We start from the raw sequence: 13,419 nt of genomic DNA, 5'->3' as shown, positions 1-13,419 counted from the left end.
TGTAAATTGTTGAAACTAGGTTGTCATACAATGTGTACCACTTGGGCTTTGGCAGTAGCTAACTGCACTAAATATAATATAAGGAGGGTTTTATGGGGAAAGGCCATTGGAATCGGAAAAGAGTTTATAGCATTCGTAAGTTTGCTGTGGGAGCTTGCTCAGTAATGATTGGGACTTGTGCAGTTCTATTAGGAGGAAATATAGCTGGAGAATCTGTAGTTTATGCGGATGAAACACTTATTACTCATACTGCTGAGAAACCTAAAGAGGAAAAAACGATAGTAGAAGAAAAGGCTGATAAAGCTTTGGAAACTAAAAATGTAGTTGAAAGGACAGAACAAAGTGAATCTAGTTCAACTGAGGCTATTGCATCTGAGAAGAAAGAAGATGAAGCCGTAACTCCAAAAGAGGAAAAAGTGTCTGCTAAACCGGAAGAAAAAGCTCCAAGGATAGAATCACAAGCTTCAAGTCAAGAAAAACCGCTTAGGGAAGATGCTAAAGCTGTAACAAATGAAGAAGTGAATCAAATGATTGAAGACAGGAAAGTGGATTTTAATCAAAATTGGCACTTTAAACTCAATGCAAATTCTAAGGAAGTCATTAAACCGGATGCAGATGTATCTACGTGGAAAAAATTGGATTTACCGTATGACTGGAGTATTTTTAACGATTTCGATCATGAATCTCCTGCACAAAATGAAGGTGGACAGCTTAACGGTGGGGAAGCTTGGTATCGCAAGACTTTCAAACTAGATGAAAAAGACCTCAAGAAAAATGTTCGCCTTACTTTTGATGGCGTCTACATGGATTCTCAAGTTTATGTCAATGGTCAGTTAGTGGGGCATTATCCAAATGGTTATAACCAATTTTCATATGATATCACTAACTATTTGAACAAAGATGGTCGTGAGAATGTGATTGCTGTCCATGCAGTCAACAAACAGCCAAGTAGCCGTTGGTATTCAGGAAGTGGTATCTATCGTGATGTGACTTTACAAGTGACAGATAAGGTGCATGTTGAGAAAAATGGGACAACTATTTTAACACCAAAACTTGAAGAACAACAACATGGCAAGGTTGAAACTCATGTGACCAGCAAAATCGTCAATACGGACGACAAAGACCATGAACTTGTAGCAGAATATCAAATCGTTGAACGTGGTGGTCAGGCTGTGACAGGTCTAGTACGTACAGAGAGTCGTACCTTAAAAGCACATGAATCAACAAGCCTAGATGCGATTTTAGAAGTTGAAAGACCAAAACTCTGGACCGTTTTAAATGACAAACCTGCCTTGTACGAATTGATTACGCGTGTCTACCGTGACGGTCAATTGGTTGATGCTAAGAAGGATTTGTTTGGTTACCGTTACTATCACTGGACTCCAAATGAAGGTTTCTCTTTGAATGGTGAACGTATTAAATTCCATGGAGTATCCTTGCACCACGACCATGGGGCGCTTGGAGCAGAAGAAAACTATAAAGCAGAATACCGTCGTCTCAAACAAATGAAGGAGATGGGAGTTAACTCCATCCGTACAACCCACAACCCTGCTAGTGAGCAAACCTTGCAAATCGCAGCAGAACTAGGTTTACTCGTTCAGGAAGAGGCCTTTGATACTTGGTATGGTGGCAAGAAACCTTATGACTATGGACGTTTCTTTGAAAAAGATGCCACTCACCCAGAAGCTCGAAAAGGTGAAAAATGGTCTGATTTTGACCTACGTACCATGGTCGAAAGAGGCAAAAACAACCCTGCTATCTTCATGTGGTCAATTGGTAATGAAATAGGTGAAGCTAATGGTGATGCCCACTCTTTAGCAACTGTTAAACGTTTGGTCAAGGTTATCAAGGATGTTGATAAGACTCGCTATGTTACCATGGGAGCAGATAAATTCCGTTTCGGTAATGGTAGCGGAGGGCATGAGAAAATTGCTGATGAACTCGATGCTGTTGGATTTAACTATTCTGAAGATAATTACAAAGCCCTTAGAGCTAAGCATCCAAAATGGTTGATTTATGGATCAGAAACATCTTCAGCTACCCGTACACGTGGAAGTTACTATCGCCCTGAACGTGAATTGAAACATAGCAATGGACCTGAGCGTCATTATGAACAGTCTGACTATGGGAATGATCGTGTGGGTTGGGGGAAAACAGCAACCGCTTCATGGACTTTTGACCGTGACAACGCTGGCTATGCTGGACAGTTTATCTGGACAGGTACGGACTATATTGGTGAACCTACACCATGGCACAACCAAAATCAAACTCCTGTTAAGAGCTCTTACTTTGGTATCGTAGATACAGCCGGCATTCCAAAACATGACTTCTATCTCTACCAAAGCCAATGGGTTTCTGTTAAGAAGAAACCGATGGTACACCTTCTTCCTCACTGGAACTGGGAAAACAAAGAATTAGCATCCAAAGTAGCTGACTCAGAAGGTAAGATTCCAGTTCGTGCTTATTCGAATGCTTCTAGTGTAGAATTGTTCTTGAATGGAAAATCTCTTGGTCTTAAGACCTTCAACAAAAAACAAACCAGCGATGGTCGTACCTACCAAGAAGGTGCGAATGCTAAGGAACTCTATCTTGAGTGGAAGGTTACTTACCAACCAGGTACCTTGGAAGCTGTAGCTCGCGATGAAGCTGGAAAAGAAATTGCACGTGACAAGATTACCACTGCAGGGCAACCAGCAGGAGTTCGCCTCGTCAAGGAAGAACACGCCATCGCCGCAGATGGAAAAGACTTGACTTACATCTACTACGAAATCGTAGACAGTGAAGGAAATGTTGTACCAACTGCCAATAATTTGGTTCGTTTCCAATTGCATGGACAAGGTCAACTAGTCGGTGTCGATAATGGGGAACAAGCCAGCCGAGAACGCTATAAGGCGCAAGCAGATGGTTCATGGATCCGTAGAGCCTTTAACGGTAAAGGGGTTGCCATCGTTAAATCAACTGAACAAGCAGGTAAATTCACTCTGACTGCCCACTCAGATCTCTTGAAATCGGACCAAGTTACCGTCTTTACTGGTAAGAAAGAAGGACAAGAGAAGACTGTTTTGGGGACAGAAGTAGCAAGAGTTCGTACATTAATTGGTAAAGAACCAAAAATGCCGAAAACAGTAGGTTTTGTATACAGCGACGGTAGTCGTGAAAAACTTCCAGTAACTTGGTCTCAAGTCGATGTTAGTCAAGCAGGAGTTGTGACTGTTAAAGGTACAGCAAATGGACGTGAGGTAGAGGCTCATGTCGAGGTTCTAGCAATTGCGAAAGAATTACCAACAGTTAAACGTATTGCTCCAAATACTAACTTGAATTCTGTAGACAAATCTGTTTCCTATGTTTTGACTGATGGAAGTGTACAAGAGTATGAAGTGGACAAGTGGGAGATTGCCGAAGAAGATAAAGCTAAGTTAGCAATTCCAGGTTCTCGTATTCAAGCGACCGGTTATTTAGAAGGTCAACCAATTCATGCAACCCTTGTGGTAGAAGAAGGAAATGCTGCAGCACCTGTAGTGCCAACTGTTACTGTTGGAGGTGAGGCAGTAACAGGTCTTACTAGTCGACAACCAATGCAATATCGTACTCTATCTTATGGTGCCCAACTGCCAGAAGTCACAGCAAGTGCTGAAAATGCTGATGTGACAGTTCTTCAAGCAAGCGCAGCAAACGGCATGCGTGCGAGCATCTTTATTCAGCCTAAAGATGGTGGCCCTCTTCAAACCTATGCAATTCAATTCCTTGAAGAAGCACCAAAAATTGCTCACTTGAGCTTGCAAGTGGAAAAAGCTGACAGTCTCAAAGAAGACCAAACTGTCAAATTGTCGGTTCGAGCTCACTATCAAGATGGAACGCAAGCTGTATTACCAGCTGATAAAGTAACCTTTTCTACAAGTGGTGAAGGGGAAGTCGCAATTCGTAAAGGAATGCTTGAGTTACATAAGCCAGGAGCAGTCACTCTCAAAGCGGAATATGAGGGAGCTAAAGGCCAAGTTGATCTCACTATCCAGGCCAATACTGAGAAGAAGATTGCGCAATCTATCCGTCCAGTAAATGTAGTGACAGATTTACACCAAGAACCTACTCTTCCGTCAACAGTAACGGTTGAGTATGACAAAGGTTTCCCTAAAGCTCACAAAGTCACTTGGCAAGCTATTCCGAAAGAAAAACTAGACTCCTATCAAACCTTTGAAGTACTAGGTAAAGTTGAAGGAATTGACCTTGAAGCGCGTGCAAGAGTCTCTGTAGAAGGTATCGTTTCAGTTGAAGAAGTCAGTGTGACAACTCCAATCGCAGAAGCACCACAATTACCAGAAAGCGTTCGGACATATGATTCAAATGGTCACGTTTCATCAGCTAAGGTTGCATGGGATGCGATTCGTCCAGAGCAATACGCTAAGGAAGGTGTCTTTACAGTTAATGGTCGCTTAGAAGGTACGCGATTAACAACTAAACTTCATGTTCGCGTATCTGCTCAAACTGAGCAAGGTGCAAACATTTCTGACCAATGGACCGGTTCAGAATTGCCACTTGCCTTTGCTTCAGATTCAAATCCAAGCGACCCAGTTTCAAATGTTAATGACAAGCTCATTTCCTACAATAACCAACCAGCCAATCGTTGGACAAACTGGAATCGTAGTAATCCAGAAGCTTCAGTCGGTGTTCTGTTTGGAGATTCAGGTATCTTGAGCAAACGCTCCGTTGATAATCTAAGTGTCGGATTCCACGAAGACCATGGAGTTGGTGCACCGAAGTCTTATGTGATTGAGTATTATGTTGGTAAGACTGTCCCAACAGCTCCTAAAAACCCTAGTTTTGTTGGTAATGAGGACCATGTCTTTAATGATTCTGCCAACTGGAAACCAGTTACTAATCTAAAAGCCCCTGCTCAACTCAAGGCTGGAGAAATGAACCACTTTAGCTTTGATAAAGTTGAAACCTATGCTATTCGTATTCGCATGGTTAAAGCAGATAACAAGCGTGGAACGTCTATCACAGAGGTACAAATCTTTGCGAAACAAGTTGCGGCAGCCAAACAAGGACAAACAAGAATCCAAGTTGACGGCAAAGACTTAGCAAACTTCAACCCTGATTTGACAGACTACTACCTTGAGTCTGTAGATGGAAAAGTTCCGGCAGTCACAGCAAGTGTTAGCAACAATGGTCTCGCTACCGTCGTTCCAAGCGTTCGTGAAGGTGAGCCAGTTCGTGTCATCGTGAAAGCTGAAAATGGCGACATCTTAGGAGAATACCGTCTGCACTTCACTAAGGATAAGAACTTACTTTCTCATAAACCAGTTGCTGCGGTTAAACAAGCTCGCTTGGTACAAGTAGGTCAAGCACTTGAATTGCCGACTAAGGTTCCAGTTTACTTCACAGGTAAAGACGGCTACGAAACAAAAGACTTGTCAGTTGAATGGGAAGAAGTTCCAGCAGAAAATCTGACAAAAGCAGGTCAATTTACCGTTCGAGGCCATGTTCTTGGTAGTGATCTTGTTGCTGAGTTCACTGTACGAGTGACAGACAAGCTAGGCGAAGCTCTTTCAGATAACCCAGAGTATGATGAAAACAGTAACCAGGCCTTTGCTTCAGCCACTAACGATATTGATAGAAACTCCCATGACCGTGTGGATTATCTCAATGACGGAGATCATTCAGAAAATCGTCGTTGGACAAACTGGTCTGCAAGACCGTCTACCAATCCAGAAGTATCAGCAGGCGTAATCTTCCGTGAAAATGGTAAGATTGTAGAACGGACTGTTGCACAAGGAAAAGTTCAGTTCTTTGTAGATAGTGGTACAGATGCACCATCTAAACTTGTTTTGGAACGTTATGTCGGCCCAGACTTTGAAGTGCCTATCTACTATTCAAACTACCAAGCCTACGAATCTGGACATCCATTTAACAATCCAGAAAATTGGGAAGCTGTGCCTTATCGTGCGGATAAAGACATTGCAGCTGGTGATGAAATCAACGTAACATTTAAAGCTATCAAAGCCAAAGCTATGAGATGGCGTATGGAGCGTAAAGCAGATAAGAGCGGTGTTGCGATGATTGAGCTGACCTTCCTTGCACCAAGCGAATTGCCTCAAGAAAGCACTCAATCGAAGATTCTTGTAGATGGAAAAGAACTTGCTGATTTCGCTGAAGATCGTCAAGACTACCAAATCACCTATAAAGGTCAACGGCCAAAAGTCTCAGTTGAAGAAAACAATCAAGTAGCTTCGACTGTGGTAGATAGTGGAGAAGATAGTCTTCCAGTACTTGTTCGCCTCGTTTCAGAAAGTGGAAAACAAGTCAAGGAATACCGTATCCAGTTGACTAAGGAAAAACCAGTTTCTGAGAAGACAGTTGCTGCTGTACAAGAAGATTTTCCAAAACTCGAATTTGTTGAAAAAGATTTGGCCTACAAGACAGTTGAGAAAAAAGATTCAACACTGTATCTAGGTGAAACTCGTGTAGAACAAGAAGGAAAAACTGGTAAAGAACGTATCTTTACAGCGATTAATCCTGATGGAAGTAAGGAAGAAAAACTCCGTGAAGTGGTAGAAGCTCCGACAGACCGCATCATCTTGGTTGGAACCAAACCAGTAGCTCAAGAAGCTAAAAAACCACAAGTGTCAGAAAAAGCAGATACAAAACCAATTGATTCAAGTGAAGCTAGTCAAACTAATAAAGCCCAGTTACCAAATACAGGTAGTGCGGCAAGCCAAGCAGCAGTAGCAGCAGGTTTAGCTCTTCTAGGTTTGAGTGCAGGATTAGTAGTTACTAAAGGTAAAAAAGAAGACTAGAAATTTTGATACCTTCTTTATCATTAAAGACCAAAGAAAAACTCTTGTCCTAAATAGAAGATAAAGAGCCTGAGACAAAATAGTTCTCAACCACAAAAAAGCTAGATATTTCCAATTGCGGAACTCTAGCTTTTTAATTTTGAGTCGTTCTCTTATTGTATAGTAGATTGAAACTAGAATAGTACACTTCTACTTCTAAAACATTGTTAGAAATCAATTTGACTGTCCTTATCGATTTGTCCTGTTCTTATTTCATTTCACTATGTTTTAGGAGGTTATTGGCCATAAGTACCAATCCCATGTCAATTCTCACTTGACGCATCCCTCTCAGATTACATCTCTTGTAACCCAAACAAGCCTTTATCTGCCCAAAGACAGGTTCCACATCAATCTTGCGTTGAGCGAAAATCTGTCTACCTTGGGGAGATAAAAGCGCCTGACATTCTTTAACTTTCAAGTTTTGATAGCCTTCATTCATATACAGTCCCTTTTGAGGGGCTGATTCAGGTTCGTCGGCGTAGTAAACCTTGATTTCCTGTTGAAAGTCTGTCTGTGTTTTCTGATGTTTGATATGGTGAAAACGATAGCACCAGCCATCAGGATGTGTGTAGCTATCCTCCTTGTTATCATAGTGCCAATTCGCTAAGTTTCTAGCTGACTGTTTATAGCCTCTTTTCTGTTCCTTATCAAACATGGCATATTTAATCAAAAGGGGAGTGATTTCTTCTTGAAAATAGACCTGTATCTGTTCTTGAAGTTTGGCGGAGAATTTCTCTGTCGTTTTCTTCCACACAAAACTATACTTGTTGGCATTGGCTTCAATCTTAGTTCCGTCAATAAACAAACAATCTAAGGTCACTAACTCTTCCATTTTTCAATTTTTCGCCCAGAGAAAATCCCTTGTGAATAGGCAAATAGAAGAGTAGATACAAGCATTTTAGGGTGATAAGACGGGCGATCAAAGGCATGATAGAAGGCGTAGAAGTGATGTTCCTCCAAGGTATTCACCACTTTTTCAATAGTAAAGACGAGATGGTCTTGTGGTAAGAAGGAACTGATTTCTAGTGGTAAAGTTGTTTGATTTGTGTTATAGTGAATATGCATGGGATAGCCTTTCTAAACGGTTTATTGGGCAATTCTATTTTACCAAGACTATCGCAACCATGCAAAAAAGCAACAGCAAATCCGTTGCTTTTTTTGGAGATAAGAGACTATTGTCCCAGACTCTTTTCTTTGTATAAAATTGTATAGTGTTATTGTCTATACTATTTTGTAGAGAAAGCAAAAATCCCTAGAAAATGCTTAGGGATTCGACTATTTCATTAAGAACAATTCAACAATCATTTCTATATACATGATAAGGGTTAATAAGAATCCTGCACGCCAGAAGAATTTGATGAATTTAGGATAGTAAAAGCTGCGTTTTTTCAAAAGGAAGAAAAAGACGAGAATAATGGCTAGGATTGAGAGGGCTAGCCCCAGTCTAGGGAGGAAATTATGGGTAAAGGTTTTAGCTGTAATCAGGTAATATTCAAATACCAAGACCGGAAAAGCCAAATCCGCAAAGTTTCGTCCTAGTTTTTTTAATCTAAAAAGTTTGGTTAGGATAATGCAGACGACTAAGGTCAGTATCAATAATAAAATAGATGCTAATTTCATTAAAATCATACCCATATTGTATCATAAAAAAAAGCTAATGGAAACGAGAAACAGAGGAATTTATAGGAAAGTCAGGCTTTTGAGATTGTGGGTGATTTTTGTTATAATGAAAGTTATAAAATCTTATAATACCTTGAATGATTATTATCGAAAACTCTTTGGAGAAAAGACTTTTAAAGTCCCTATTGATGCGGGATTTGACTGTCCCAATCGTGATGGAACTGTGGCTCATGGAGGCTGTACTTTTTGTACGGTTTCAGGTTCTGGAGATACTATTGTAGCCCCAGATGCGCCTATCCGTGAGCAATTTTATAAGGAAATTGACTTTATGCATCGTAAGTGGCCGGATGTTCAGAAGTATCTGGTTTATTTTCAAAATTTTACCAACACCCATGAAAAGGTGGAAGTTATTCGAGAGCGTTATGAACAGGCTATCAATGAGCCAGGTGTGGTAGGAATCAATATTGGAATGCGCCCAGACTGTTTACCAGACGAAACCATCGAATATTTAGCTGAGTTATCGGAGTGCATGCATGTGACGGTTGAATTGGGCTTGTAGACTACTTATGAAGCAACTTCTGACCTGATTAACCGTGCGTATTCTTATGAATTGTAGGTGGAAACGGTCAAGCGTTTGAGAAAGTATCCCAAGATTGAGATTGTTTCCCATTTGATTAATGGTTTGCCTGGTGAAACCCATGAGATGATGGTTGAAAATGTCCGCCGTTGTGTCACGAATAACGATATTCAAGGGATTAAACTGCATTTGCTCCATCTTATGACAAATACTCGTATGCAAGGAGATTACCATGAGGGACGTTTACAATTGATGAGTCAGGACGAATATGTCAGGGTCATCTGTGACCAACTGGAAATCATTCCCAAACATATCGTCATCCATCGAATCACAGGAGATGCACCTAGGGATATGCTGATTGGGCTTATGTGGAGCCTCAATAAATGGGAAGCTCTCAACAGCATTGAGATGGAGATGCGACGTCGTGGAAGTGTTCAAGGATGCAAGGCTGTAAAACAGGAGTTTGAAAATGAAAAGACCACTTGAGATGGCACATGATTTTTTGGCTGAGGTCGTGACAAAAGAGGATGTCGTAGTGGATGCGACTATGGGAAATGGTCATGACACGCTTTTTCTAGCCAAGCTAGCTAAGCAAGTCTATGCTTTTGATATTCAGGAACAAGCCTTGGAAAAGACCCAAGAGCGTTTGCATCAGGCAGGCCTGACAAATGCCCAGTTGATTTTACAAGGCCATGAGAAACTGGACCAGTTTGTGACAGAAGCCAAGGCAGGGATTTTTAATCTGGGCTATCTGCCGTCAGCTGATAAATCAGTCATTACCCAACCTCAGACGACTATTGAAGCATTAGAAAAGCTGTGTCATTTGCTTGTCAAAGGGGGACGGATTGCTATCATGATCTACTATGGTCATGAGGGAGGCGACCTCGAGAGGGATGCTGTCTTGGATTTTGTTAGCCAGTTGAACCAGCAAGAGTACACAGCTGCCATTTACCGAACTTTAAACCAAGTCAACAACCCGCCATTTTTAGTGATGATTGAAAAATTAGAGAGATATAGACATGGATAAACAATACCTACGTGAAAAGCTGGATGCCATGCGCCAGAATTTTGTTGAATCAACCCACCACGAACGAGCGGTGGGCGTGCTAGATCAAGCGCATATGAGCAAAAAAATGCTTAAAATCAAGAAAAAATTAGTTGCTCTTGAGATGGAACGGTGTCAGAGAAAAATTGAGCACAAAGACTGTTCCAAGATTGACCAAAAAATCAAAGAGCAGAAGGAGATATTTGAATCCTGTTGTAAAAAAGAGTAAGGAGGACGTGTGTGGAATTACTGATTTACCTTATACTATTTTTACTGGTCTTGATTGTCTCAAGTACAACCAATAAGCTCCTGCCCTTTTTACCTCTCCCTTTGGTACAAATTCTTTTGGGAATTGTGATTGGTCTCTTTTTACCCAATACCGACTTTCATCTCAATACGGAGTTGTTTTTGGCACTGGTTATTGGGCCCTTGCTTTTCCGAGAGTCCGAAGAAGCGGACATTACAGCTATTTTAAAACACTGGCGAATCATTGTTTATCTCATATTTCCAGTGATTTTTATCTCGACCCTGAGTTTGGGTGGCTTGGCCCATCTTCTTTGGCTTAGCCTTCCCTTGGTAGCTTGCTTGGCTGTTGGAGCGGCACTTGGGCCTACGGATTTGGTTGCCTTTGCCTCTCTTTCGGAGCGTTTTAGCTTTCCTAAGCGCGTGTCCAATATTCTTAAAGGTGAAGGACTCTTGAATGATGCCTCTGGTTTGGTGGCCTTTCAGGTGGCCTTGACAGCTTGGACAACTGGAGCCTTTTCCCTTGGGCAAGCGAGTAGTTCGCTCATCTTTTCAATCCTAGGCGGTTTTTTAATTGGCTTTTTAACAGCCATGACCAACCGTTTCCTGCATACCTTCTTGCTGAGTGTGAGAGCAACGGATATTGCCAGCGAACTTTTATTAGAATTGAGTTTGCCTCTGGTGACCTTCTTCCTGGCAGAAGAAGTCCATGTTTCAGGGATTATTGCCGTTGTGGTTGCTGGGATTTTAAAGGCAAGCCGTTTTAAGAAAATTACGCTCCTCGAAGCCCAAGTGGATACGGTGACCGAGACAGTTTGGCATACAGTGAATTTTATGCTCAACGGTTCTGTCTTTGTGATTTTAGGAATGGAGTTGGAAATGATAGCAGAGCCTATCTTGACCAATCCAATCTATAATCCCTTGCTCTTGCTGGCATCTCTTGTCACCCTTACCTTTGTCCTCTTTGCTATTCGTTTTGTCATGATTTATGGCTATTATGCCTATAGGACTAGACGTCTCAAGAAAAAGCTAAATAAGTATATGAAGGACATGCTTCTCTTGACCTTCTCAGGTGTTAAGGGAACGGTGTCGATTGCTACAATCCTTCTGATACCAAGTAATCTAGAGCAGGAGTATCCTCTCTTGCTTTTCCTCGTCGCAGGTGTGACACTTGTAAGCTTTTTAACAGGCCTCGTGGTCTTGCCTCAGCTTTCTGACGAACAGGAAGAAAGCAAGGACTATCTCATGCATATCGCCATTTTGAATGAAGTAACGCTAGAGTTGGAAAAAGAGTTGGAAGATACCAGAAATAAACTTCCCCTCTATGCGGCTATTGACAATTACCATGGACGTATTGAAAATCTCATTTTAAGCCAAGAAAACCAGGATGATCAAGAAGATTGGGCTGCTTTGAAACTCTTGATTCTTAGTATTGAAAGTGATGGTTTGGAGCAGGCCTATGAAGAGGGGAACATTAGCAATCGTGCTTACCGAGTTTACCAACGTTATCTGAAAAATATAGAACGAGGCATCAATCGTAAATTTGCGTCACGATTGACCTATTATTTCCTTGTTTCTTTGCGGATTTTACGTTTTCTCCTTCATGAAGTTTTTACTCTCGGAAAGACCTTCCGTAGCTGGAAGGACAAGGAGCAAAGCCGTCTCCGTGCTCTTGATTACGACCAAATAGCAGAGCTCTATCTTGCCAATACAGAGATGATTATTGAAAGTTTGGAAAACCTGAAGGGAGTCTATAGACGCTCTTTGATTAGTTTTATGCAGGAGTCTCGTCTTCGAGAAACAGCTATTATCAGCAGTGGTGCCTTTGTCGAACGGGTTATCAATCGCGTTAAGCCTAACAATATCGATGAAATGCTGAGGGGCTATTATCTGGAGCGCAAGTTGATTTTCGAATACGAAGAAAAACGATTGATTACGACCAAGTATGCCAAGAAGTTACGACAAAATGTCAATAACTTAGAGAACTATTCCTTGAAGGAAGCTGCCAATACCCTGCCGTATGATATGGTGGAATTGGTAAGAAGAAATTAGTTAATACTCTTCGAAAATCTCTTCAAACCACGTCAGCGTCGCCTTGGATTATATATGTGACTGACTTCGTCAGTTTCATCTACAACCTCAAAGCAGGGCTTTGAGCAGCCTGCGGCTAGCTTCCGAGTTTGCTATTTGATTTTCATTGAGTATAAGATTATAAGTGAAGGAGTGTGACATGAAAAAGTGGTGGAAAGAGCTGATAGACAAGCCTCTATTAAAAGCTTTTTTGCATTATTATCAAGCATCAGATAGTGAGTTGACCAGTGTCGCAGTAGCCTACTATTGGTTGATTTCGATTTTTCCCCTGCTTTTGGTGGTGGTCAATATCCTCCCCTATTTTCAGATTCCTGTGGGAGAACTTCTGGGCTTTATGAAAGACGTCCTGCCCCCAAGCCTCTATGAAGGTGTGGAAAAAATAGCCAGAGAAGTCTTGACGCAACCTTCAACAGGTTTATTGAGTTTTTCTGTCTTGTCGGCGCTATGGAGTTTTTCAAAATCTATGAATTTCTTGCAAAAAGCTTTTAACAAGGCTTATGGCGTCGAAAAGAGTCGTGGACTTATTTCCCATCAGATGGTGAGCCTCCTAGTCAGTTTTGGCTTGCAGTTCCTCTTTGCGTTTGCCTTGTTTTTGAGCTTGTTTGGGCAGATGCTTTTGGCTTTACTTGCTCATTATTGGACAAAAGATGGCATTATCTATCAGGCTTTACAAGGGTTGGCAGGTCCTCTGACTTACGCCCTCCTCTTTGCTATCTTGGTTATGCTTTATTATTTTCTTCCCAATCTATCTAACAGGAAAATTAGCTATACCCTACCAGGAAGTGCCTTTGTTCTCTTAGTGATTTTAGGTTTACTAACTCTGTTCTCTAGTTATCTCAATTACTATGTCCATCATTTAGTGGATGTCCGAATTTTAGGTTCCGTTCTTCTTGTTGTTATGATGTTTTGGTTTATCTTGATTGCTAAAATTGTTATCCTAGGCGCGGTTATCAATGCCAGTATGCAGAGTTTGAAAGATCCGGTCTTTAAAAAAGACTAACTATTTATCC

8 protein-coding genes and 1 pseudogene are annotated in these 13,419 nt (G+C 41.3%); 6 read left to right on the top strand and 3 right to left on the bottom strand.

Annotated features, from left to right (window positions below):
- Positions 1-92 precede the first annotated feature (92 nt).
- Positions 93-6,794: an LPXTG-anchored adhesin/beta-galactosidase BgaA gene (gene bgaA / locus HT708_RS07420; RefSeq protein ID WP_172926212.1), complete on the top strand. Its 6,702-nt coding sequence runs from the start codon at positions 93-95 to the stop codon at positions 6,792-6,794.
- 247 nt (positions 6,795-7,041) lie between these two features.
- Here bgaA and HT708_RS11880 read toward each other — a convergent pair whose 3' ends face one another.
- From HT708_RS11880 to HT708_RS07410, 3 genes are all read right to left on the bottom strand, one after another.
- On the bottom strand, positions 7,042-7,272 hold the full coding sequence (locus HT708_RS11880; protein WP_226372863.1) for a transposase: 231 nt from the start codon (positions 7,270-7,272) through the stop codon (positions 7,042-7,044).
- A 380-nt stretch (positions 7,273-7,652) separates the two neighbouring features.
- Positions 7,653-7,898 (bottom strand): transposase, encoded by a 246-nt coding sequence (locus HT708_RS11875; protein WP_031222748.1) that lies wholly within the window; start codon positions 7,896-7,898, stop codon positions 7,653-7,655.
- 210 nt (positions 7,899-8,108) lie between these two features.
- Entirely contained in the window at positions 8,109-8,468 is a 360-nt protein-coding gene (locus HT708_RS07410; protein ID WP_000525408.1) for a DUF3397 domain-containing protein, read from the bottom strand.
- Between the two features lie 91 nt (positions 8,469-8,559).
- Here HT708_RS07410 and HT708_RS07405 point away from each other — a divergent pair.
- From HT708_RS07405 to HT708_RS07385, 5 genes and pseudogenes are all read left to right on the top strand, one after another.
- A pseudogene (locus tag HT708_RS07405) lies at positions 8,560-9,516 on the top strand (TIGR01212 family radical SAM protein).
- On the top strand, positions 9,500-10,057 hold the full coding sequence (locus HT708_RS07400) for a class I SAM-dependent methyltransferase (protein WP_171035980.1): 558 nt from the start codon (positions 9,500-9,502) through the stop codon (positions 10,055-10,057). Before HT708_RS07405 ends, HT708_RS07400 begins: the two are co-directional and overlap by 17 nt.
- Entirely contained in the window at positions 10,050-10,304 is a 255-nt protein-coding gene (locus HT708_RS07395) for a hypothetical protein (RefSeq protein WP_049521301.1), read from the top strand. The genes HT708_RS07400 and HT708_RS07395 overlap by 8 nt, the downstream gene beginning before the upstream one ends.
- A gap of 11 nt (positions 10,305-10,315) precedes the next feature.
- The gene (locus HT708_RS07390; protein WP_172926211.1) at positions 10,316-12,370 is read left to right on the top strand and encodes a sodium:proton antiporter; all 2,055 of its coding nucleotides are present in this window, start codon (positions 10,316-10,318) and stop codon (positions 12,368-12,370) included.
- Positions 12,371-12,548: 178 nt separating this feature from the next.
- Positions 12,549-13,409, top strand: a complete 861-nt coding sequence (locus HT708_RS07385; protein WP_050207719.1) for a YihY/virulence factor BrkB family protein — start codon at positions 12,549-12,551, stop codon at positions 13,407-13,409.
- Positions 13,410-13,419: the final 10 nt, after the last annotated feature.

This window comes from Streptococcus sp. 3613 (assembly GCF_013277375.1).
In the GTDB taxonomy this organism is placed as follows: domain Bacteria; phylum Bacillota; class Bacilli; order Lactobacillales; family Streptococcaceae; genus Streptococcus; species Streptococcus pseudopneumoniae.
Note: the sequence above shows the minus strand (reverse complement) of the source record. Positions and strands in the feature narration are given on the sequence as shown.

Excerpts from the sequence above, each read along its gene's own strand:
- bgaA (WP_172926212.1), top strand. The coding sequence starts at position 93 with ATGGGGAAAGGCCATTGGAATCGGAAAAGAGTTTATAGCATTCGTAAG.
- HT708_RS11880 (WP_226372863.1), bottom strand. The coding sequence starts at position 7,272 with ATGAATGAAGGCTATCAAAACTTGAAAGTTAAAGAATGTCAGGCGCTT.
- HT708_RS11875 (WP_031222748.1), bottom strand. The coding sequence starts at position 7,898 with ATGCATATTCACTATAACACAAATCAAACAACTTTACCACTAGAAATC.
- HT708_RS07410 (WP_000525408.1), bottom strand. The coding sequence starts at position 8,468 with ATGGGTATGATTTTAATGAAATTAGCATCTATTTTATTATTGATACTG.
- HT708_RS07400 (WP_171035980.1), top strand. The coding sequence starts at position 9,500 with ATGAAAAGACCACTTGAGATGGCACATGATTTTTTGGCTGAGGTCGTG.
- HT708_RS07395 (WP_049521301.1), top strand. The coding sequence starts at position 10,050 with ATGGATAAACAATACCTACGTGAAAAGCTGGATGCCATGCGCCAGAAT.
- HT708_RS07385 (WP_050207719.1), top strand. The coding sequence starts at position 12,549 with ATGAAAAAGTGGTGGAAAGAGCTGATAGACAAGCCTCTATTAAAAGCT.